The sequence below is a fragment of the Vibrio sp. ED002 genome (assembly GCF_023277445.1).
In the GTDB taxonomy this organism is placed as follows: Bacteria; Pseudomonadota; Gammaproteobacteria; order Enterobacterales; family Vibrionaceae; genus Vibrio; species Vibrio jasicida.
In genome coordinates, this window is the sequence record NZ_CP080238.1 from 3,397,099 (window position 1) to 3,418,752 (window position 21,654).

A 21,654-nucleotide genomic window follows, 5' to 3' on the forward strand; every position below is an offset into this window, starting at 1 on the left:
ACTGAGTCTATTCTTTTTAATAGATTGTTAAGAAAGTCGCTATCTTTAGCAAGCGAATTGGTATAATGAACCGATAATTATATCAGTATTTTTGTTTCGACATTATTAAAGTTAGCCCGCTATCCGTATAAAGATAGCAGTCAACCTTTTGGTAGCGTTAGCTATCCCTAGGAAATAACATGAAAATATTTATCTTGCGTCACGGTGAAGCGGAACATTTCGCGGATACCGATGCAGAAAGACAACTGACCCAAAGAGGCAGAACTGAATCGGAAGCAGTTGCCCGAGCATGTAAAGAGCAAGGTTTTGCTCAATTCGACAAAGTGCTAGTCAGTCCATACATCCGAGCGCAACAAACATGGCAAGAGATCAGCGTCCATTTCTCGGCGAAAAGTATTGAGACTTGTGAAGACATCACGCCATACGGTCAATCGGACCATGTATTTGATTTTGCCAATGCATTGATTGAGGTTGAGAAGTTAGAATCACTTCTGTTTGTGTCGCACTTACCGCTGGTGGGGTATCTCACTTCTGAGTTTGTGAAAGACATGACACCACCGATGTTCCCAACATCTGGCTTGGTGTGCATTGAATACGATCCGCAAACACAACGTGGTGAAGTGTTGTGGCATATCACGCCATAGAACACTCGCTCTCGGGATCACGACTCGAGAAAAACAAAAAGGCAGGGTTAACCTGCCTTTGTCGTTCTTGTTCGTCAGCGAAACACTTTCGAAGTCGGTGGTTTATTTCTCTGGAATAGACAGTAATACCAGTAGCGCACCGTCTCCGCCAAACTCTAAAGGCGCTTGGTGGAATGCCATCACGTCTGGGTGTTGAGCAAGCCACAGCGGTGCTTTCTGCTTCAAGATGTGCTTACCAATACCGTGTTGAACACACGCACAGTGGATTTCGTTTTTGACACAGTAAGCGATCATCGCGCCGAGCTCTCGCTTAGCTTCCAGTTGGGTCATACCATGCATGTCTAGGAAAACATCAGGTACGTACACACCACGGCGCAGACGTTTCACTTCATAAGTTGAGACATCATCACGCGCGTAGCGAGTTGGTCCATCCGCATTTAAGAGCGGGACAAACTCATCGGAAAAGTAAAACTCAGAATCACTCGCTTCACGGTTTGAGCGCGTGATTTCTTTTTGCTTAGTATTTTTTTTTGGTTGCTGGATTATGGTATCCTGTCGCAACTTTTTTACGCCCTGTACTGCATCCTTAAACAAGGCGAAATCGTCATCGTGTTCGGTGTCTTTTTTGCTCATTAGGTAAACAATTTCATTTTTACAATTTATGGCAGTATTGTAGCGCTTTTCGGAGGCAATTTTGGATAAGATTTTTGTAGAAGAGGCGGTATCGGAACTGCATACCCTTCAAGATATGATTCGTTGGACGGTCAGCCGCTTTAACGCCGCTAACTTGTTTTACGGTCATGGTACTGATAATGCGTGGGATGAAGCGGTTCAGCTTATCCTACCGACATTATACTTGCCGATTGATGTGCCTCCGCATGTATTGAACTCTCGCCTAACGACAAGCGAGCGTCTACGTATTGTTGAGCGCGTAGTAAAACGCATCAACGAGCGTACACCAACTGCATACCTAACGAACAAAGCATGGTTCTGCGGTCTTGAGTTCTTTGTTGATGAGCGTGTACTTGTGCCACGTTCTCCAATCGGTGAATTGATTCAAGCGGAATTCCAACCTTGGTTGGTGGAAGAGCCAACTCGCATCATGGACCTATGTACGGGTTCTGGCTGTATCGCGATTGCTTGTGCGCACGCTTTCCCTGAAGCAGAAGTCGACGCGATCGACATCTCTACAGACGCTCTACAAGTGGCTGAACAAAACGTACAAGATCACGGTATGGAGCAGCAAGTGTTCCCAATCCGTTCAGATTTGTTCCGTGATCTGCCAAAAGAGAAGTACAACCTGATCGTGTCTAACCCACCTTACGTGGACGAAGAAGACATGAACAGCCTACCAGACGAGTTCACGCACGAGCCTGAGCTAGGTCTAGCTGCGGGTACTGACGGTCTAAAACTGGTTCGTCGTATTCTTGCTAACGCTCCAGACTACCTAACAGAAAACGGTATTCTTATTTGTGAAGTCGGTAACTCAATGGTTCACATGATGGAACAGTACCCTCAGATCCCATTTACTTGGGTCGAGTTCGAGAACGGCGGTCACGGCGTATTCATGCTAACACGTGATCAGTTAGTTGAATGTGCAGAAGAGTTCAAACTGTACAAAGACTAAGTCTGTCTAAGCAAACCAGTCGAACAAACAATGAAAACACCGAGCCTAGTGCTCGGTGTTTTTTTATCCGCTTCGCAGTGAGCTTGAAAATTCAGGCTGATTTGTTTTTTCCGCCAAAACGGGCTTTACATCAAAACGTAATACCGCCACTATGAATTCACGAAGAATTGATAAGCAGTTGCGCTCCCACAGTTCGAGCGTGGCGACAATAATTTGAGGAAGTAATGGCAGGAAACAGTATCGGACAACATTTCCGAGTGACGACATTCGGGGAAAGTCACGGTATCGCACTAGGATGTATCGTAGACGGATGCCCTCCAGGTTTGGAAATCACTGAGGCAGATCTGCAAACGGATCTCGACCGTCGCCGTCCTGGCACATCACGTTACACCACACAGCGTCGTGAACCGGACGAAGTAAAAATTCTTTCTGGCGTATTTGAAGGTCAAACTACAGGTACTTCAATTGGTTTGATGATTGAGAACACTGACCAGCGTTCTAAAGACTACTCAGACATTAAAGACAAGTTCCGTCCAGGACATGCTGATTACACTTACCACCAAAAATACGGTGTGCGCGATTATCGAGGTGGCGGCCGTTCGTCTGCTCGTGAAACGGCAATGCGTGTGGCGGCTGGTGCAATCGCTAAGAAATACCTGAAAGACGAGTTCGGTGTAGAAATCCGTGCTTACTTGTCGCAAATGGGTGACGTTTCAATCGATAAAGTGGATTGGAATGAAATCGAAAATAATGCGTTCTTCTGCCCAGATGCAGACAAAGTAGAAGCATTTGACCAACTTATCCGTGACCTGAAAAAAGAAGGCGACTCCATTGGCGCAAAAATTCAGGTTGTGGCAACCAACGTGCCTGTTGGTCTTGGTGAGCCTGTATTTGATCGTTTAGATGCAGACATCGCACACGCGCTAATGAGCATCAATGCGGTGAAAGGCGTGGAAATCGGCGACGGTTTTGACGTGGTAAACCAAAAAGGCAGCGAGCATCGTGATACGCTTTCTCCAGAAGGCTTCGGCAGCAACCACGCAGGCGGCATTCTTGGCGGTATCTCTACCGGCCAAGAGATTGTGGCAAACATCGCGCTTAAGCCAACCTCAAGCATTACGGTTCCAGGCGAGACTATCACTAAAGAAGGTGAACCAACTCAGTTGATCACTAAAGGTCGTCATGACCCATGTGTGGGTATCCGCGCCGTGCCTATCGCGGAAGCGATGCTGGCTATTGTCGTTATGGATCACTTGCTACGTCATCGTGGTCAAAACCATGGCGTAAAAACCGAGACTCCAAAAATTTAAGTTTGAAGCTTAATTCGATAGAAACGCAAAAGGCAGCTCAATGAGCTGCCTTTTTAATAGGGTTTCAATTGGTTTCGAATTCAATTAGTGAATCGAACCTTCGGTTTCCAAGTGGAATGAAGGTAAGCGCCATTTAAAGCGAACTGCCGCCATACGCAGCGTGTAACCAGTAATCAGAGTCACAATCGTCGCGGTTACGTCAGGTACGTTGAACTCAAGTAAAGCTAAGTACAAGCCCGATGCAATAAGTGCCACAGAGGCATAAAGCTCTTCATGCAACACAAGCGGTGTTTGACGACAAATCAAATCACGTAGCAACCCCCCAAATACACCTGTGACTAGTGCTGACACCATACAAATGCCAGGGTGTAATCCCATGCCAATCGCTACCTTGGTGCCGATGATGCTAAATACGATCAAGCCCAGCGCATCCAAACGGATAAATAGCCCTTTGAATTTAATCACCCATTTCGCTAAGCCAGTCGTTAGTACACCAGCTACACAAGTGATTGCCAAAAACTCGGGATTCTTCACCCAACCTAGTGGGTAGTGGCCAAGAAGAATGTCGCGCACTGTACCGCCGCCAATAGCCGTTGCACTGGCTACCAACATAACACCAAACCAATCCATTTTTCTTCGGCCGGCACTCAATGCACCAGTCATGGCTTCAGCCGTGATACCGATGATGTACAACACACTTAGCAGCATAAGGGGACACTCAAATAAAAGGGCTCTGTCATGCTCCTTGAGATTAAGGAAAACAGCAGCAAAACTTATCAACAAGATTTAAACCTTGGGGAGAGGCTTAAACCCAAAAAGAATCTCGCTTCAAGTGGCGTTGAAGTCGCCATCGTTAAGCGTAAAAATAAGGCGTGAGTGTAGTGGGAAATGTGATCTGTGACGAATGAGAAATTGTATGGAGAAAGCGACTTTCAGATTAACTCAGCTAATAACCAAACATGTTGTGTGGCTTTACCTGTGTAAGAAAAACAGCGACAATGCGCACCGCATATCAATTTGACGTACAGAATCGATGATGAACCACGAATATCAAGACCTTATCGCTATTTTCAATGACACATTTCTTGGGCCTTTTAACACTGAGTTAGAGCTAGGCGGCGATGAGCCAATTTACTTGCCAGCAGATGAAGAACATCCGCATCATCGGATTATTTTTGCTCGTGGCTTTTACGCGTCAGCGCTGCACGAGATTGCCCATTGGTGCGTAGCAGGACCAGAGCGTCGTTTGCTGGAAGATTTTGGGTATTGGTACGAACCAGATGGTCGCACAGCAGAGGTTCAAGCTGAATTCGAAAAAGTTGAAATTCGCCCTCAAGCTTACGAGTGGATTCTAGCGAAAAGTGCTGACTTCCCTTTTAACGTCAGTTGTGACAATCTACACGGCGATTTTGAACCAGATCGTCTTGGTTTTATGCACAAAGTGCACAATGAAGTAATGGGCATTCTAGAAAGCGGTCTTCCGCCTCGCGTGAAAATGCTATCGGATGCGTTGCGTGCCTTTTACCAAACCAAGCCACTGGAAACGTCTGACTTTATCGTTAAATAACCTCAGAGAAGCTCCATGATTATTGAATTTGAAGAAAAACTACTAGAACTGATTGATGCTCGCATTGAAACGGCATCGGATGATGAATTGTTTGCTGGTGGTTATTTGCGTGGTCACATTTCTCTGTCTGCTGCAGCGTGTGAAGAAGAAGGCATTAACGATGTAACTGAGCTGAAGTCTCGCATTGAAAACAGCCTTGAAGAAGCGCGTTCAGAATTGACGCCTGCCGATCGCGTGATCGTGAGTGATCTATGGCAAGAGCTTCAAGCGCAAGCTTAAGTCTCATTCAGTTATATATGCTTCGATTGGCAGCTCTAAGCCTCTGGTTGAAGCAAAAAGAGTTGAAATAAACTCCTTCGAAATTTTCGAATCTCTCCTTAAAATTTTTGTGGTTGTAGCACACTCGTTCACCTTTTACTCTTGTTAGTACAAAACGTGAACAAAGGACTACAACCATGAAAATTATCGCATTCGGCGCTTCTACTAGCTCTACCTCTATCAATAAAACCCTTGCGACTTACGCTGCTAACCTTGTCGAAGGTGCAGATGTGCAAGTGTTAGACCTCAATAGCTACGATGTTCCTTTGTTCAGTGAAGACAAAGAGAAAGAAATCGGTCAGGCGGAAGGCGCAAAAGCATTTCTTGCAGATATCGCAACCGCGGACGCTTTGGTGATTTCTTTTGCTGAGCACAACGGCTCTTACCCAGCAGCGTATAAGAATCTATTCGATTGGGCGACACGTATCGATCGCAACGTATTCCAAAATAAACCGGCGGTGTACTTAGCAACTTCACCTGGCCCTGGTGGTGCACAAACGGTACTCGCAGCGGCGACAGGCTCTGCGCCTTACTTTGGTGCTGAAGTGAAAGCATCGCAATCTATTCCAAGCTTCTACGATAACTTTGATTTGGAAACGGGAGAATTCCGTAATGCTGAAATTGCAGAACAGGTGAAAGTGGCCGTGGCGGCATTGAATTAAAAAACTTGTAACCCCCTCTAACTCCTTCTTGGAAAGGTGGATGGACTAAAGCGGGTTAAGAACTTGTTCCTCCCCTTTTTTAAAATGAGGCAAGGAGTGGCTGTTTGTTTTCGGAGCAGCCCCTGACTCCTTCTTGGAAAGATGGATGGACTAAAGCGGGTTAAGAACTTGTTCCTCCCCTTTTTAAGGGGAGGCTAGGAGGGGTTGTTTGTTTTCAGAGCAACCCCCTCTTACTCCTTCTTGGAAAGATAGATGGACTAAAGCGGGTTAAGAACTTGTTCCTCCCCTTTTTAAGGGGAGGCTAGGAGGGGTTCTTTGTTTTCAGAGCAACCCCCTCTTACTCCTTCTTGGAAAGATAGATGGACTAAAGCGGGTTAAGAACTTGTTCCTCCCCTTTTTAAGGGGAGGCTAGGAGGGGTTCTTTGTTTTCAGAGCAACCCCCTCTAACTCCCCCTTAGAAAGGGGGAGGACGAATGCGGAGTTCGCAACTTGCTCCTCACTTTTTTAAAATGAGGCTAGGAGTGGTAGTTTGTTTTCGGAGCAGCCTCTGACTCCTTCTTGGAAAGATGGATGGACTAAAGCGGGTTAAGAACTTGTTCCTCCCCTTTTTAAGGGGAGGCTAGGAGGGGTTCTTTACGCATTCGAAACTGGTTACAACTCAGTAATCGCTTTACCTTTACGTAGCTTTCTTACCCACATACGGCTTGGGTGCAGTTCAGTCAGTACATCAACAGGCAATGGTAATGGGTCGCCACAAATTTGTGATGCCAACACTTCGGCCATTAGAGGCGCAGAACTCAAACCACGAGAACCTAAACCAAGGAAACAGAATAGGTTAGGGAACTGGTGAATCGCTTCAACGTCTTGTTCTTGTTGATTTTGCAGATCCGCATATTGCGCTTTGATGGTTTCAAAGTCGCCTACGTTACCGACAAATGGAAGGTGGTCACGGCTAACACAGCGAATGCCTTGGCGTGATAAATTACCAGAGGTATCCACTTCTTTCGTCCAAGCTTGGTTTGGCAAACACTTCACCAATTTCTCTGCATTGTCTTTTTGTGCTTCCTCGTCAAACTCGTAATCGAGGTGGCTGCGGTCGTAGCTTGCACCGATGCATAAGTGCTGATTATTCGGGTTAACAGGTGTCATGTAACCGTCGTAACACAGTACCGTTTTCAGCTTAGACAAGGTTTCTGTCGCTGGTGCGTGGCTAACTTGACCTTTTACCTGACCCATCGGTAGATCCGCGGTTTGGCTGAGTGTTTGGAATTCACTGCCGTTAGCAACCACTACAGTGGAGTGTTCAAAGCTTTGACCGTTTGCTTTCAATGTCCATAGTTGGCGCGCTTCATCCCAAGTTAGTGACTCGACTTGATGCTCGAACTTCACTTCAAAAAGTTCTGTTTTCTCCAGTTGAGCAATCAAACCACGGGTCAGTTCTGCAGGGCATAACCAACCGCCAAGAGGGTAATGAACCGATGCCATATCGATCGGCAAGCCAATCTTCTCTGCGGTCTCTTCAGCAGATAGTTTATGAATTAACTCTGGCGTGAAATTACCAGCAAGCATTTTTTCCAACTTGTCTGCAGATTTGTCATCCCACATTAACTGAGTGATGCCGCACCAATCGTGATCGAATTGGATATTTTGCGCAGCCTGGTCAACAAACTGACGGGCAAACAAAAAGCCCGGAGCAAACACACGAGAAACGCCTTTGTGGGGGCCATTTAATAATGGGTACACTGCGCCTTGGCGGTTGCCTGATGCGCCTTCTGCGGGTTGAGCGTCTTTGCAGTAAAGCGTGACATTTTGACCGCGACGAATCAGCGTTTTAGCCAAAGCCGCGCTAGCGATGCCGCCACCAATAATCGCAATGGAATCATGATTGGCCGACGCAGTGCGGTTAAACCAAGGTTGGTGGTTTGAATGCGCTTCACGCTGCTCCATCGAACCCGCGATCATTTCGCGTTTGGTACCGAAGCCTTTGACTTTCTTCATTGAAAAGCCTGCTTCGTTTAAGCCGCGACGCACAAAGCCCGCTGCCGTAAAGGTTGCGACCGTACAATCCTGCTTCGCCAATTTTGCCATGCCGTTGAATAGGTTTTGGTTCCACATCTCTGGGTTTTTGCTTGGTGCAAACCCATCCAAGAACCAAGCATCAATCAAGCCTTGCTCTGCATAAGGAACAAGCGGCATGCAGTCTTTGATATCGCCAAACCAAAGGTCGAGCGTGATAGCGCCGTCTTCTAAAACAATGCGATGACACTCAGGCACTGCGGCTGGGTAGTGCTGTTGCAGCTTTTCGGCAAATTCTGCCAACTCTGGCCAAGATTGATGTGCTTTTTCTAGATCAGCTTTGCTGAGTGGGTACTTCTCAAAACTAACGAAATGCAATTCTTTTAACGCTGCCTCTGGATATTCGCGACGAAATTCGGTAAACCATTGCCACACGGCTAAGAAGTTCAACCCCGTGCCAAATCCGGTTTCGCCAATAACAAAGCGTCTTTGGTCAAATTCCTGCCATCTTTCTGGTAGATGATTTTGTTTGAGGAACACGTAACGCGTCTCTTCGAGACCGTTTACGTTGGAGAAATAAACATCATCAAATTGGTCAGAAACCGGTGTACCAGCTTCGTTCCAACCAAGTTCTGCGTTTTTAATCGAAGTCATAATGGTGCAAATATGTGATTTGGCGCGGTTAGAATTCGGCAATTGTACGAATTTCTGGGAAAGCTGACCACTTTTGTTGACTATCTTAGTTATTATCTAGCGGATTTTTGAATTATAGGAATGTCATAATGAAACGAGTCGTAATCACCGGTATGGGTATTGTTTCAAGTATCGGTAACAACGTCGAAGAAGTTCTAGCGTCTCTTAAAGCGGGCAAATCTGGCATCACTGCGTCTGAGCAGTTTAAAGAAAACGGTCTGCGTTCGCAGGTATGGGGTGATCTGAAAATCAACCCAGCAGAATTTATTGACCGTAAGCAGATGCGCTTTATGGGTGATGCGGCTGCTTATGCATACCTATCAATGCAGCAGGCGATTGAAGACGCTGGTCTATCTGAAGAACAAGTTTCAAACGATCGTACAGGTATCGTTGCTGGTTCTGGTGGTGCTTCTGCATTAAACCAAACAGTGGCAACTGATACGATGCGTGCAAAAGGCGTAAAACGCGTAGGTCCATACATGGTGCCGCGTACTATGTCTTCAACAGTATCAGCGTGTCTTGCAACACCATTTAAGATTCGTGGTGTGAACTACTCAATGAGCTCAGCTTGTGCAACATCTGCACACTGTATCGGTCACGCGATGGAGCTTATTCAACTTGGCAAACAAGACATCGTATTTGCAGGTGGTGGTGAAGAGCTAGATTGGTCTCAAACGATGATGTTTGATGCAATGGGCGCACTATCTACCAAGTACAACGAAACACCAGAAAAAGCATCTCGTACTTACGATGCTGATCGTGATGGTTTCGTTATCTCCGGTGGCGGCGGCATGCTAGTTATCGAAGAACTAGAGCACGCACTAGCTCGTGGCGCGAAAATCTACGGTGAGATCGTAGGTTACGGTGCGACTTCTGATGGCTACGACATGGTAGCACCATCAGGCGAAGGCGCAATCCGTTGTATGAAGATGGCAATGCAAGACGTTGATAGCATCGATTACATCAACACGCACGGTACTTCTACTCCAGTCGGTGACGTGAAAGAACTAGGCGCTATCCAAGAGCTATTCGGCAGCAACAGCCCAGCAATCTCTGCGACAAAAGCGATGACTGGCCACGCACTAGGTGCAGCTGGTGTTCACGAAGCAATTTACTCAACGCTAATGCTAGACAATGGCTTCATTGCTCCAAGTGTGAATATCTCTAACTTGGATGAAGCAGCACAAGGTCTAGACATCGTGATGGAAGCTCGTGACGCTGAACTGACGACAGTTATGTCAAACAGCTTTGGTTTTGGTGGTACAAACGCGACATTGGTAATCAAAAAGTACCAAGCATAAGCGACCCAAAGCTAACTGAATTTGTTGGGCTGTGACTCTCTTCGTGGAGTGAACCGACCAACAAACCAGTTTCCAGAGCTTGATCAGGTTAACTGATCGAACAGACGCAGACTTTATCCCAAGGAGAGCGGGATAGGATCCTTTTGTTCTGGAACTTTGCCCGGCTAATTTAGCCGGGCTTTTTCTTTTCTGAAACCTGCTTTTGAAAGTCACTTAGGTATAGTTGTTGAGATTTTTCAAGAAAAGGGCACAATCGCTTTAGCTTCGCATCTTGCGAATAAACGAACTCATACAAATGGATGTTAAACGCTGGCGCTATGAAAATTATTGTTGATGAAAATATGCCGTACGCTGAAGAGCTATTCAGCCAACTCGGTGAAGTGATTCTAAAACCCGGTCGTACACTGACAGCCGATGATTTAGTGGATGTAGATGCGCTAATGATTCGCTCAGTCACCAAAGTAAACGCAGAACTGATCAGCAAAGCAAATAAGCTGAAGTTCGTTGGCACGGCGACGGCGGGCATGGATCATGTTGACCAAGCGCTTCTAAAAGAGAAAGGTATTTTCTTCACCGCAGCACCAGGCTGTAACAAAGTCGGCGTTGCTGAGTATGCGTTCAGCGTCATGATGGTACTTTCCCAACAGCAAGGCTTCTCTGTTTTCGATAAAACTGTTGGCATCATCGGTGCGGGTCAAGTGGGTAGCTACCTTGAGAAATGTTTGAAAGGCATGGGCATTAACGTGCTCATCAACGACCCATTCAAGCAAGAAGAGGGAGATTCTCGCAGTTTTACTCCGCTAGCAGAGTTGATCGAACGTTCTGACGTCATCACGCTGCACACACCTATTACCAAAGATGGCCTACACCCAACGCATCATTTGATTGATGATAAGGTGTTAAATGGTCTTCGTTGCGATCAAATTCTTATCAATGCGGCACGCGGTCCTGTTGTGGACAACCAAGCATTGAAGCAACGTTTAATGAAAAACGATGGCTTCACGGCGGCATTAGATGTATTTGAATTTGAACCAGAGGTTGATATGGAGCTTCTGCCTCTGCTAGCATTCGCAACCCCTCACGTTGCAGGCTATGGTCTGGAGGGGAAAGCTCGCGGTACGACGATGATTTTCAACAGCTACTGTGAGTTCTTAAATAACGAATTACGTGCGCATGCCAGCGATTTACTGCCGACCGCGCCTGTTCCTACAATGGTATTGGACAGAGCATGGGATGAAGCAACGCTGCACAACATCACGCAGTTAATCTATGATGTGCGTAAAGATGACGCTCTTTTCCGCCGCGAAATCAGTAAGCCAGGCTCTTTTGACCTGATGCGTAAAAACTACTGGGATCGCCGCGAATACAGCGCTGTCACGCTAGTGGGTAACGAAACATGCAATCTCGCACCATTAGCAGAACTAGGTTTTCAGGTTGAGGTAAGTCAATGAGCCAGCAATACAATGTTGCCGTATTAGGTGCGACCGGCGCGGTCGGTGAAACAATTTTGGAAGTGCTTCAAGAGCGCAAATTCCCAGTAGGCGAAATCTTCCTGTTGGCAAGTGAACGCAGTGAAGGTAAGACTTACCGCTTCAACGGTAAAACAATCCGCGTTCAAAACGTAGAAGAGTTTGATTGGTCTCAAGCGCATATTGCGTTGTTTTCAGCTGGTGGCGAGTTGTCTGCCAAATGGGCGCCAGTTGCCGCAGACGAAGGCGTTATCGTGATCGACAACACGTCTCATTTCCGCTACGAATACGACATTCCTTTGGTGGTGCCAGAAGTTAACCCAGAAGCAATTGCTGAGTTCCGTAACCGTAACATCATTGCGAACCCGAACTGTTCAACCATCCAGATGCTAGTGGCACTAAAGCCTATTCACGATGCTGTTGGTATTGAGCGTATCAACGTTTCAACTTACCAATCAGTGTCTGGTGCGGGTAAAGCTGGTATTGATGAGCTTGCAGGTCAGACTGCGAAACTACTGAATGGTCTTCCTGCGGACAAGAAAGAATTTTCTCAACAGATCGCGTTTAACTGTATTCCACAAATCGACCAGATGATGGAAAACGGCTACACCAAAGAAGAAATGAAAATGGTGTGGGAGACGCAAAAGATCTTTAACGACCCATCAATCACTGTAAACCCAACGTGTGTACGCGTTCCTGTATTTTACGGTCATGCAGAAGCATTACATGTTGAAACTCGTTCACCAATCGATGCACAAGAAGTGGTTAACCTGCTTGAGCAAACGGATGGCATCGAAGTGTTCCACGGTGAAGATTTCCCAACACAAGTGCGTGATGCAGGCGGCAAAGACCACGTAATGGTTGGTCGTATTCGCAATGATATTAGTCATCACAGTGGTGTAAACCTATGGGTAGTTGCTGATAACGTACGCAAAGGTGCAGCGACAAACGCCGTACAAATTGCTGAAGTTTTGATTCGCGATTACTACTAAGCCACGCTGACGAATGAATCCAAAGCCTCGCACACTGCGAGGCTTTTTTGTTCGAACGGCGTAAATTTGTGTGAGATTAGTACGAATATGGTGAGAGCCACACATTTTTTGCCCTCAAAGCTATAGTTTTGCGTGTGTTATCCGATATATTTAACCGATCACCATTTCAAATTGTTTCTAGCACCAAACTGAGCCTTCTATGCGTCAAAATTATAAGCGTTTGTTAGCAGCCCTTGTGTTGATGAGCGCGACTCAGACATCGTCAGTGGTTCAAGCCGAAGGAATTCGACTTGTAGGACCCTCTGGTGAAGTGCAAACGTCTCCTAGCTACGCTGAGGAGATTGAGCGAGCGTTACCTGCTCCGCCTGAAAATAACCAACCGTCGCGCTTTTATGGTCCGACGAATAAAAACGAGACTTTGTGGTCGATTGCTTCTCAATTGCGACCTTCTCGTAATGTTTCTGTTCAACAGACGCTTCTCGCCATTTACCGAATCAACCCTCAAGCGTTTGATAACCAGAATATTCATGAATTGATCCCAGGCAGCCGACTTCGCGTGCCTTCATTAGAGCAAGTTCAGAGTGCTACCACGCCTCAGGCGATTGCCGTGATGAATGCTCATGAAGTTCGATTAGCTCAACAAAAACCAGCAAAAACATCGCCTGTTAAGCCAAAACCGGAAACACCAAAGCCTACGGCTGAAGTTACGAAACCTCAACCTAAGCCAGAAGTTGCTCAAATTGAGCCGTCTAAACCGGAATTGGCAAAGCCAGAACCAATCAAGCCGGTTGAGTCTACGACCCCCGTACCTGAAGTCGTGACTTCACCGGAAGGTGAGAAACAAGTAACAGCACTTAAAGATAAACTGCAAGGCTCACAAAGTGAGTTGGACTCTCTCGAAGAGAAGAACCATCGTTTACGTTTGATGCTGTCTGAAGTGCAGAGCGAGGTCGCAACGCTTAAAACTTCGCTCAACGATGAAGAACGAATTCGCTCTGAAGTTGAAAAACTGCTAGCGGAAGAACGTCAGCGTCTTGCAGAGCAGCAACGAATGCAGCCAAGTACGATGGACAAGGTTCTGTCGAACGGTTGGCTAGTAGGCCTTGCAGCACTTATTCCAGGTGCATTGATTGCCATGTTAATTGTCATGTTGCTTGGTCGTCGCTCTAAAGAGAAAGAGGAAGAAGCTGCTGCGCAAGAACAGCAAAGTGTTGATCCACTTGCTGCGCCAATCGGATTGGCAGCGGCAGATGAGTTGGATGAAGAATTAAGTCTAGACGACGATTTGTTTGGTGACGATGACGACACGGAGCAACTATTCGGCCAAGAAGAAGCGCAGCCAGAAGAAGAGGATGTCTTTGCTAATCTGGATGACGACGATCTCGATTTCAACCTCGAAGGGGATGATGGCGAAGACCCATTCGCGGGGATTGGGGATGATGGCGATCTTGACGTTGGCTTCGATGAATTTGACTCTTCAAGCAATGGCATAAAAGTAAACGGCGAAGAAAAAGCGCTCGGTCTTGAAGAGATGGAGCGTGCACTTGATGAAGTCTCTCCAGAGCTTGAAGTTTTGGATGATGAGGATGAAGTCGGTTTCGATCTTTCAGATGAAGATAACGCTGATGTGATGTCGGATGATGCATTTGCCGAGTTACTCTCTGCTGACGACCCATCTGAAGAGTTACAAAGTGACGCGGTTGATCAAGCCATGCTTGATGACTTATTTGCTGACCTTGATGGTGACGACCTCAATCTTGATGTTGAGGACGAGAAGCCATCTCAAGTGTCAGAGAGTGCTTTCTCTGCTGGTGAAGCAACCGACGATGACATAGATAAACTGCTTGCTCAGTATGAACAGCCAGTAAGTGCGGATGCCGATGACCCACTACTTGATGAACTAGAATCATTGTCTGGTCTGTCTGATTCAGACTTAGAGCAGGATGATGCATCAGCACTCCTCGATGAGTTGATGGGTGACGACGAAGGTGAATCAATCAATGAGCGAGATCCTCTTGACGATCTAGAAGACATTGCAGGCTTGAGTGAAGAACCTTCGATTGATGAAGACAGCACAGATTTGCTTGACGAGTTGATTGGTTTTGATGATGAGGATGCATCTGACGATGATTTTGATCCACTTGATGAACTAGAGAAACTGTCTGGTTTTGAGGGCGATGACGCATTAGAAGATCTTGATGAAAACAGCGTCGATTTGTTGGATGAGCTACTTGATGACAGCGGCGATGAAACAATAGACGAACAAGAGCCTACGGACGTTGACCCATTCGATGATTTGATTCGTGAAGATGATGAGCCAGAAATCGCGAGTGCGCAGCAGAGTGACGATGACTTATTGGCCTCGTTAGGTTTTGATGATCTTGAGCCAGAAGCGACTCAACCTGCTGAAACTCAACAACAGGTTAAATCTGCTTCTGAATTGGAAGACGAAAAGGCGCTTGGTCTGGATTCAGGCTTAGATATCGATGCATTACTGAACGAGAACCAACCAGAGGTTGAGCCGAAAGTAGACGCGTTGAGCCGCGAATCAGAGGCTGAATCAGCACTAGAACAAACCGTTGAAGATTTTGACAAAGAGGATTTCTTTGGTGATTTAGAAGATTCAATCCCAGAGCACGATCCTTTGATGTCGGAATTGGATGAGTTGTTTGAATCTAATGAAGACGATCTAAAACAAGCAGAGCAAGAGCGCGCCGATTTCGCTGCGGAACTGGATGCGCTTATTAGTGAGCAAGCGACAGAAGAAGATGAGTTAGATTTTGAACCTGAGTTGATTCAAGAACCTTCTATCGAATCAGAACCGCAAGATGCGATCTTAGAAAAAGCGGACTCAGACGTTGAAACATCACTCAGCAAAACAGAAGAAGAGCCCGCGTTCACTCCGACGCCAAACACCGTCGAAAATGAATTTGGTATTCCGCAAGAAGAAGACTGGCTTGTTGATGACATAGAGCCCGAGACGAAGACGGAACAAGAACCCGTAGCGGCAAGTTCAACTGAGACAGCTGCCGAAGACGAAGAGTTCAACTTCGATGAACTGGATCTTCCGGAGTTCAACGAAGAAGATGCACTAACATCAATGGCACAAGAGCCAGAGTTAGCTGAATCTGAAACCGCTGATCCAGAAACTGCGGCGAATGAGTCAACGGCTGAAGAAGAATTCAACTTTGATGATTTAGAGCTTCCGGAGTTCAGTGAAGAAGATGCACTAACGTCAATGGCGCAAGAGCCAGAGTTAGCTGAACCTGAAACCGCTGAACCAGAAACTGCGGCGATTGAGCCGACGGCCGAAGACGAAGAATTCAACTTCGATGAGCTAGACCTTCCGGAGTTCAACGAAGAAGATGCTCTAGCGTCAATGGCGCAAGAGCCAGAGTTAGCTGAGTCTGAAATTGCTGAACCAGAAACTGCGGCGATTGAGCCGACGGCCGAAGACGAAGAATTCAACTTCGATGAGCTAGACCTTCCGGAGTTCAACGAAGAAGATGCACTAACGTCAATGGTGCAAGAGCTAGAGTTAGCTGAATCTGAAACCGCTGAACCAGAAACTGCGGCGATTGAACCAACGGCTAAAGAGGAAGAGTTCAATTTTGATGATCTAGAGCTTCCTGAGTTCAGCGAAGAAGATGCTCTTGCATCAATGGCTGACGAGCCAAGATTGTCAGAAGCAGAAACTTCACAGCCAGCCGCCGGCATGGCGAGCGATGAGGAGTTCAACTTTGATGATCTGGACTTGCCAGAGTTCAATGAAGAAGATGCATTGGCTTCAATGGGCGATGCAGAACTAGAAACGCCGGTAAAGCACCCTGAAGCGTCTCAAACTGTTATTCAATCAGACAATGACCATGATGCTTTGTTTGATGTATTCGCGCAGCCAGAGGCTTTCAGTGTCGAGCCTGATCCCGTTCCCGAAGCACAAGCAGACTTAGAGTCTGAACTCAATGATTTTGAAGAATCTGCAATGGCGAACCTGTTGTCAGAAAACGCAGACTCAGAAGTGTTTGATGGAAAATTGGACAATGACACCATCGCAAGTGCGGGTATGGATTTCGAAACCATGCTGGATGTGGGCGATGACTGGGATGGTTTTAAACTGTCATCAGACAGCGCGGCGTCAACAACGGAAGTCCCAGAAGATCAAAGAGACGTTTGGAGCTCGACAGAAGCACTTGCGCAACCAGAAATCGCTCAGGAAAACTGGGGTGAGCAGGATGATCTTACCGACTTCGACCCGAAGAAAAATCAATTCATGACGATTGATGAGTTGATGGCTCAAGTGGATAAAAATGGCGGTGACTTCGAAGAGCAAGAATTAAAGCTCGATGTTGGTTTGAATGAGTTCCCTGATGTGATTGGTGACATCGGTGATGTGGATGTAGACACCAACGCAGAAGCCGCAGGTAAGCTTGATTTAGCAAAAATCTATCTAGAAATGAACGATCCTCAAGGGGCGATCAAATTGCTAGAAGAGGCCATCGTCTACGGTGAAGATGATATTCGCCGTGAAGCGAAAGGGCTTATCGACGCCATTAACGGTCGATAAAGAAAAATGGGTAGCAAATGCTGCCCATTTTTGTATCTGGAAGGACTTACGTATATACTTCCCGCCCCATTTTAGAGTTCGAAGGTTAAAATGAGAATCGCATTAGGTATCGAGTATAACGGTACAAATTACTTTGGTTGGCAACGCCAAAGAGAAGTAAAAAGTGTCCAAGAAGCGCTGGAAAAAGCACTTTCTGTAGTAGCAAATCACCCTGTAGAAGTTCAGTGCGCTGGTCGTACCGATGCAGGTGTACACGGCACAGGACAAGTTGTTCACTTCGACACCAACGTAAATCGAAAAATGGTTGCTTGGACAATGGGCGCAAATGCGAACATGCCAAGTGATATCGCTGTCCGCTGGGCGGTAGAAGTACCTGATGACTTCCATGCACGATTCTCAGCGACGGCGCGTCGTTACCGCTACATCATCTTCAATCACGCATTGCGTCCTGGCATCTTAAATTCTGGAGTGAGCCATTATCACGGTGACTTGGATGAAAAGAAAATGCACGAAGCAGGACAATACTTGCTTGGTGAGAATGACTTCAGTTCATTTCGTGCAGCACACTGCCAATCGTTAAGCCCTTGTCGAAATATGATGCACTTGAACGTGACTCGACATGGTGACTACGTCATTATCGATATTAAAGCGAACGCTTTTGTTCACCACATGGTGCGTAACATTACAGGCAGTTTGATTAAAGTGGGTCGTGGCGAAGAAAAGCCTGAATGGATCAAGTCACTTTTAGAAGCAAAAGACCGCAAATTAGCGGGTGCAACGGCCAAGGCTGAAGGTTTGTATTTGGTTGATGTGGACTACCCAGAAGCGTTTGGATTACCACAAGTGCCGATCGGTCCGCTATTTTTACCGGATAATTTGAACTAAATTTGCGAATTTGTTTCAAATTATCGGTAGTTTAGACTGGAAATGCGCAGAAACTATGCGTTATTAATGATATCAAAAATAGGTACAACCAGTTTTTTATCTACAGTCGCGGCAAGATATGTTTTAATCCATCCGCAATATTCCGAATTTATATCTTTCGCAATGAAGCGGAAGAATTGAGAGAAAAGGTCTTCCATGAGTTGGCTTGAAAAGATTTTAGAAAAAAGCAACCTAGTAAGTTCACGCAAAGCTTCTATCCCTGAAGGCGTGTGGACGAAATGTACCTCTTGTGAGCAGGTTCTTTACCATGCTGAACTTGAGCGTAACCTAGAAGTTTGTCCTAAGTGTAATCACCACATGCGCATGAAAGCGCGTCGTCGTCTAGAAACATTCTTAGATGAAGGTGAGCGTGTAGAGCTAGGCACAGAGCTTGAGCCACAGGACAAACTGAAATTTAAAGATTCTAAGCGCTACAAAGAGCGTATCTCTGCTGCTCAAAAGAACAGTGGCGAGAAAGACGCATTGGTGGTTATGCAGGGTGAACTGCTTGGTATGCCATTGGTAGCGTGTGCGTTTGAATTCTCTTTCATGGGTGGTTCAATGGGTTCCGTTGTTGGTGCTCGTTTCGTGAAAGCAGTTGACGCCGCAATTGAAAACAATTGTGCACTGGTGTGTTTCTCTGCAAGTGGTGGTGCGCGTATGCAAGAGGCGTTAATGTCTCTAATGCAAATGGCGAAAACCAGTGCAGCGCTTGAGCGTTTGTCAGAAAAAGGCCTACCATTCATTTCGGTACTGACTGACCCAACAATGGGTGGTGTATCGGCAAGTTTGGCGATGCTAGGTGACATCAACATTGGTGAACCTAAAGCATTGATCGGTTTCGCTGGCCGTCGTGTAATCGAGCAAACAGTACGCGAAGATCTTCCTGAAGGCTTCCAGCGTAGTGAGTTCCTGCTAGAGCACGGTGCGATTGACATGATCGTTGACCGTCGTGAAATGCGTCAACGTGTGGGTGGTCTGATCGCTAAGATGACTAACCACAAGTCTCCGATGGTGGTTTCCGTTAACGAATCTCCAAATGAAGAGCCATATTCTGTACCAGAAGCGGACGAAAAAGGGTAAAGTATCAACTAACATAAAAACCAAAGAAATTAATGGTTAAAGTTAGATGACACAAAACGCAATTCCTCAAGCCACATCCACTCTAACGATGTGGCTTGATTATTTAACAAATCTCCACACATCAGCTATCGACCTCGGCTTAGACCGCGTTCAAGCGGTAGCGAAAAAAGCCAACCTCACCAAACCAGCCCCTACTGTGATTACTGTTGCCGGCACCAATGGCAAGGGTTCGACGTGCGCGTTGATGGAAGCGATTCTATTAGATGCCGGCTACTCAGTCGGAGTTTACAGTTCACCTCACCTTATTCGCTACAACGAGCGTGTTCGTATTAACGGTGTAGATGCAGAAGATCGTACACACTGCGAAGCATTCGATTATATCGAGCAACAACGTGGTGATATTAGCCTAAGCTTGTTTGAATTCGGTACGTTGGCTGCACTTCGTATTTTCCAAGTTGAAAAAGTGGACGTGGTGTTGTTAGAAGTTGGCCTTGGTGGTCGATTAGATGCAACAAATGTCGTAGATCATGATGTCTCTGTTATTACCAGCTTGGCTATCGACCATGTGGATTGGCTAGGTGATGACATCAATGTAATTGGCTTTGAGAAAGCGGGTATCTACCGTACTGGTAAACCTGCGATTTGTGGCCAACCGACGCCGCCAGCAACCGTTGCTGCGCACGCTGATGACATTCAAGCTGAGTTCTTCCAAGTTGGCATCCAGTTCGATTACCAATTGACTGAGAAAGGTTGGAAGTGGACCAGTGGAGCGTTTGGCTTAGACGACCTTCCATTGCCTTCTCTGCCCTTACCGAATGCAGCAACTGCTCTGATGGCACTTGGCGCTTCAGAATTGCAAATCACTGACATTAATATCGTTAATGGCTTGAATAATGCTCGCCTAGCTGGCCGAATGCAGGTTTTGCAAACGGAACCAGACATTGTGCTTGATGTGGCGCACAATCCTCACTCTGCAGAATACTTGGTAGAGAAGGTGAAGCACCAATACGTGAATAAAAACATCCATGTCGTGGTGGCAATGCTGCACGATAAAGACATCAAGGCAACAATTGAAGTATTAGCGCCAATTGCAACCCAATGGTACCCAGCATCACTGACTGGCCCTCGCGCGGCAACTGCCGACGAGTTATGTCAATATTTACCCGAAGGGCAGATTCAGTTCCAAACTCCAGTAGAGGCATTTGAGAGCGCGAAAACTCATGCGGCTCATGATGATGTCATTTTGGTGGTGGGTTCATTCCACACAGTGGGTGAAGTGTTGGAGTATTGGCAATCAAATAATGAGTAATCAAAGGTAATTTGATGGCAAGTAAATTTCAAAGTCGTTTAGTCGGCACCATCATTCTAGTGGCGGTGGGGGTCATCGTACTTCCAGACGTACTGGATGGTAAGAAACTGCACTATAAAGAAGAGTTTGCCAGTATTCCTATCAAACCTGAACTTGATAGCGATGTGGAGAACTTCGAAATACTAGAGCCTGTTGAAGACGACGTTTCATTACCGGAATCTCCAGTAACTGCAACAGTGAATGAATCTCAAGAGCCTCAAGTCGCGGTTTCTCAGCCAGAACCAGAGTCAGTTTCTCAGCCAGAAGAAGTCAAACAACCTGAACAGGTTGAAGTTGCCGTTCGTCCGGTTGAAGAAAAAAATCAATATGAAGATTCAGCCTGGATCATTCAGTTGATGGCACTAAAAAATCATGAAAATGCGGTTGCACTTGTAGAGGATCTTCAGAAGCGTGGCTACCAAGCTCATGTAAAAAAAGAGACAGCCTTTACTCGAGTGATTGTTGGTCCTGATGTGTCAAAAAGTAAACTTGAACGACAGGTCAAGGAATTACAAAAAATTACAGGCTCAAAAGGTCAATTGCTTAAATTTAAGCCATTAAATCCATAAGAAAACGTTTGCGTCAGCATTTTTTCTGTTAAAATGCGCGCCAACTTAAGATGAAGAAAACATGAATTGGTTAGATTTTGTCATTTTAGGTGTGATCGGATTTTCAGCTCTGATCAGTTTAGTTCGCGGTTTTGCTAAAGAAGCTTTGTCTTTGGTGATTTGGTTTGGAGCATTTTTTATCTCCAGTAATTACTACGCCAAATTGGCGGTGTATTTCACCAACATCGAAGATGAAATGTTTCGTAACGGAGCCGCAATAGCGGCGTTATTCGTCGCTACCTTAGTGGTTGGTGCAGTGGTGAATTACGTCATTGGTCAACTGGTACAAAAAACAGGGCTATCAGGAACCGACCGAATTCTCGGTGTGGTGTTTGGTGGTTTACGCGGAGTACTGATTGTTTCTGCGGTGCTGTTTTTTATGGATGCGTTTACTGCATTCCCAAGCTCGGATTGGTGGAAAGAGTCACAGTTGGTCCCAGAGTTCAGCCGTATCATCGCCCCATTCTTCGAGCACTTAAAAGCAACATCAAGTTTTCTGTCTGGCACTATCTAGTAGTGCCAGCTACT

General features: G+C 46.2%; 18 protein-coding genes. 15 read left to right on the forward strand and 3 right to left on the reverse strand.

Annotated features, from left to right (window positions below; all coding sequences use genetic code 11):
• Positions 1–179 precede the first annotated feature (179 nt).
• A complete protein-coding gene (gene sixA / locus ITG12_RS15820) occupies positions 180–644 on the forward strand; it encodes a phosphohistidine phosphatase SixA (protein ID WP_038871355.1) in 465 nt (154 codons plus the stop codon).
• 102 nt (positions 645–746) lie between these two features.
• On the opposite strand, the gene smrB is transcribed toward sixA, so the two are convergent.
• A complete protein-coding gene (gene smrB / locus ITG12_RS15825) occupies positions 747–1,277 on the reverse strand; it encodes an endonuclease SmrB (RefSeq protein WP_038871353.1) in 531 nt (176 codons plus the stop codon).
• A gap of 61 nt (positions 1,278–1,338) precedes the next feature.
• Here smrB and prmB point away from each other — a divergent pair, with 61 nt between their 5' ends.
• Together prmB and aroC are read left to right on the forward strand one after the other, a co-directional pair.
• Positions 1,339–2,271 carry a 50S ribosomal protein L3 N(5)-glutamine methyltransferase gene (prmB, locus tag ITG12_RS15830; RefSeq protein WP_038871350.1) on the forward strand — a complete coding sequence of 311 codons (933 nt, stop codon included), beginning with the start codon at positions 1,339–1,341 and terminating at the stop codon, positions 2,269–2,271.
• Between the two features lie 224 nt (positions 2,272–2,495).
• On the forward strand, positions 2,496–3,581 hold the full coding sequence (gene aroC / locus ITG12_RS15835; protein ID WP_042606319.1) for a chorismate synthase: 1,086 nt from the start codon (positions 2,496–2,498) through the stop codon (positions 3,579–3,581).
• Between the two features lie 84 nt (positions 3,582–3,665).
• Here the strand turns inward: aroC and ITG12_RS15840 are convergent, their stop codons facing one another.
• The gene (locus tag ITG12_RS15840) at positions 3,666–4,289 is read right to left on the reverse strand and encodes a trimeric intracellular cation channel family protein (protein ID WP_095760614.1); all 624 of its coding nucleotides are present in this window, start codon (positions 4,287–4,289) and stop codon (positions 3,666–3,668) included.
• Positions 4,290–4,617: 328 nt separating this feature from the next.
• Between ITG12_RS15840 and ITG12_RS15845 the strand changes: the two genes are divergently transcribed.
• The 3 genes from ITG12_RS15845 to ITG12_RS15855 all read left to right on the forward strand — a co-directional run bounded on the left by ITG12_RS15845 (position 4,618) and on the right by ITG12_RS15855 (position 6,128).
• A complete protein-coding gene (locus tag ITG12_RS15845) occupies positions 4,618–5,148 on the forward strand; it encodes an elongation factor P hydroxylase (RefSeq protein ID WP_045405690.1) in 531 nt (176 codons plus the stop codon).
• Positions 5,149–5,163: 15 nt separating this feature from the next.
• Entirely contained in the window at positions 5,164–5,427 is a 264-nt protein-coding gene (locus ITG12_RS15850; protein ID WP_005433127.1) for a YfcL family protein, read from the forward strand.
• A 176-nt stretch (positions 5,428–5,603) separates the two neighbouring features.
• Entirely contained in the window at positions 5,604–6,128 is a 525-nt protein-coding gene (locus ITG12_RS15855) for an NADPH-dependent FMN reductase (RefSeq protein ID WP_104026971.1), read from the forward strand.
• A 651-nt stretch (positions 6,129–6,779) separates the two neighbouring features.
• Here ITG12_RS15855 and mnmC read toward each other — a convergent pair.
• The gene (gene mnmC, locus ITG12_RS15860) at positions 6,780–8,798 is read right to left on the reverse strand and encodes a bifunctional tRNA (5-methylaminomethyl-2-thiouridine)(34)-methyltransferase MnmD/FAD-dependent 5-carboxymethylaminomethyl-2-thiouridine(34) oxidoreductase MnmC (RefSeq protein ID WP_248873225.1); all 2,019 of its coding nucleotides are present in this window, start codon (positions 8,796–8,798) and stop codon (positions 6,780–6,782) included.
• A 128-nt stretch (positions 8,799–8,926) separates the two neighbouring features.
• Here mnmC and fabB point away from each other — a divergent pair, with 128 nt between their 5' ends.
• The 9 genes from fabB (at position 8,927) to ITG12_RS15905 (ending at position 21,640) form a co-directional block, all read left to right on the forward strand.
• The gene (gene fabB, locus ITG12_RS15865) at positions 8,927–10,138 is read left to right on the forward strand and encodes a beta-ketoacyl-ACP synthase I (protein ID WP_104028531.1); all 1,212 of its coding nucleotides are present in this window, start codon (positions 8,927–8,929) and stop codon (positions 10,136–10,138) included.
• Between the two features lie 317 nt (positions 10,139–10,455).
• Complete coding sequence (locus ITG12_RS15870; protein WP_038878786.1) at positions 10,456–11,589, forward strand: 4-phosphoerythronate dehydrogenase; 1,134 nt, start codon at positions 10,456–10,458, stop codon at positions 11,587–11,589.
• Positions 11,586–12,599, forward strand: a complete 1,014-nt coding sequence (locus ITG12_RS15875) for an aspartate-semialdehyde dehydrogenase (protein WP_038878778.1) — start codon at positions 11,586–11,588, stop codon at positions 12,597–12,599. Before ITG12_RS15870 ends, ITG12_RS15875 begins: the two co-directional genes overlap by 4 nt.
• A 199-nt stretch (positions 12,600–12,798) precedes the next feature.
• Positions 12,799–17,163 carry a FimV/HubP family polar landmark protein gene (locus ITG12_RS15880; protein WP_248873226.1) on the forward strand — a complete coding sequence of 1,455 codons (4,365 nt, stop codon included), beginning with the start codon at positions 12,799–12,801 and terminating at the stop codon, positions 17,161–17,163.
• A 90-nt stretch (positions 17,164–17,253) separates the two neighbouring features.
• Positions 17,254–18,048, forward strand: a complete 795-nt coding sequence (gene truA / locus ITG12_RS15885; RefSeq protein WP_038871331.1) for a tRNA pseudouridine(38-40) synthase TruA — start codon at positions 17,254–17,256, stop codon at positions 18,046–18,048.
• Between the two features lie 195 nt (positions 18,049–18,243).
• Positions 18,244–19,170 carry an acetyl-CoA carboxylase, carboxyltransferase subunit beta gene (gene accD / locus ITG12_RS15890; protein ID WP_038871328.1) on the forward strand — a complete coding sequence of 309 codons (927 nt, stop codon included), beginning with the start codon at positions 18,244–18,246 and terminating at the stop codon, positions 19,168–19,170.
• Between the two features lie 46 nt (positions 19,171–19,216).
• Entirely contained in the window at positions 19,217–20,479 is a 1,263-nt protein-coding gene (gene folC / locus ITG12_RS15895) for a bifunctional tetrahydrofolate synthase/dihydrofolate synthase (protein ID WP_038871327.1), read from the forward strand.
• Positions 20,480–20,493: 14 nt separating this feature from the next.
• On the forward strand, positions 20,494–21,087 hold the full coding sequence (locus ITG12_RS15900; protein WP_038871324.1) for an SPOR domain-containing protein: 594 nt from the start codon (positions 20,494–20,496) through the stop codon (positions 21,085–21,087).
• 61 nt (positions 21,088–21,148) lie between these two features.
• Positions 21,149–21,640 carry a CvpA family protein gene (locus tag ITG12_RS15905; RefSeq protein ID WP_005432921.1) on the forward strand — a complete coding sequence of 164 codons (492 nt, stop codon included), beginning with the start codon at positions 21,149–21,151 and terminating at the stop codon, positions 21,638–21,640.
• Positions 21,641–21,654: the final 14 nt, after the last annotated feature.

Coding starts and splice junctions, on each gene's coding strand:
- folC (WP_038871327.1), top strand. CDS start 19,217: ATGACACAAAACGCAATTCCTCAAGCCACATCCACTCTAACGATGTGG.
- ITG12_RS15875 (WP_038878778.1), top strand. CDS start 11,586: ATGAGCCAGCAATACAATGTTGCCGTATTAGGTGCGACCGGCGCGGTC.
- aroC (WP_042606319.1), top strand. CDS start 2,496: ATGGCAGGAAACAGTATCGGACAACATTTCCGAGTGACGACATTCGGG.
- ITG12_RS15840 (WP_095760614.1), bottom strand. CDS start 4,289: ATGCTGCTAAGTGTGTTGTACATCATCGGTATCACGGCTGAAGCCATG.
- fabB (WP_104028531.1), top strand. CDS start 8,927: ATGAAACGAGTCGTAATCACCGGTATGGGTATTGTTTCAAGTATCGGT.
- ITG12_RS15855 (WP_104026971.1), top strand. CDS start 5,604: ATGAAAATTATCGCATTCGGCGCTTCTACTAGCTCTACCTCTATCAAT.
- ITG12_RS15900 (WP_038871324.1), top strand. CDS start 20,494: ATGGCAAGTAAATTTCAAAGTCGTTTAGTCGGCACCATCATTCTAGTG.
- ITG12_RS15845 (WP_045405690.1), top strand. CDS start 4,618: ATGAACCACGAATATCAAGACCTTATCGCTATTTTCAATGACACATTT.
- sixA (WP_038871355.1), top strand. CDS start 180: ATGAAAATATTTATCTTGCGTCACGGTGAAGCGGAACATTTCGCGGAT.
- truA (WP_038871331.1), top strand. CDS start 17,254: ATGAGAATCGCATTAGGTATCGAGTATAACGGTACAAATTACTTTGGT.
- ITG12_RS15905 (WP_005432921.1), top strand. CDS start 21,149: ATGAATTGGTTAGATTTTGTCATTTTAGGTGTGATCGGATTTTCAGCT.
- accD (WP_038871328.1), top strand. CDS start 18,244: ATGAGTTGGCTTGAAAAGATTTTAGAAAAAAGCAACCTAGTAAGTTCA.
- ITG12_RS15880 (WP_248873226.1), top strand. CDS start 12,799: ATGCGTCAAAATTATAAGCGTTTGTTAGCAGCCCTTGTGTTGATGAGC.
- ITG12_RS15850 (WP_005433127.1), top strand. CDS start 5,164: ATGATTATTGAATTTGAAGAAAAACTACTAGAACTGATTGATGCTCGC.
- mnmC (WP_248873225.1), bottom strand. CDS start 8,798: ATGACTTCGATTAAAAACGCAGAACTTGGTTGGAACGAAGCTGGTACA.
- smrB (WP_038871353.1), bottom strand. CDS start 1,277: ATGAGCAAAAAAGACACCGAACACGATGACGATTTCGCCTTGTTTAAG.
- ITG12_RS15870 (WP_038878786.1), top strand. CDS start 10,456: ATGAAAATTATTGTTGATGAAAATATGCCGTACGCTGAAGAGCTATTC.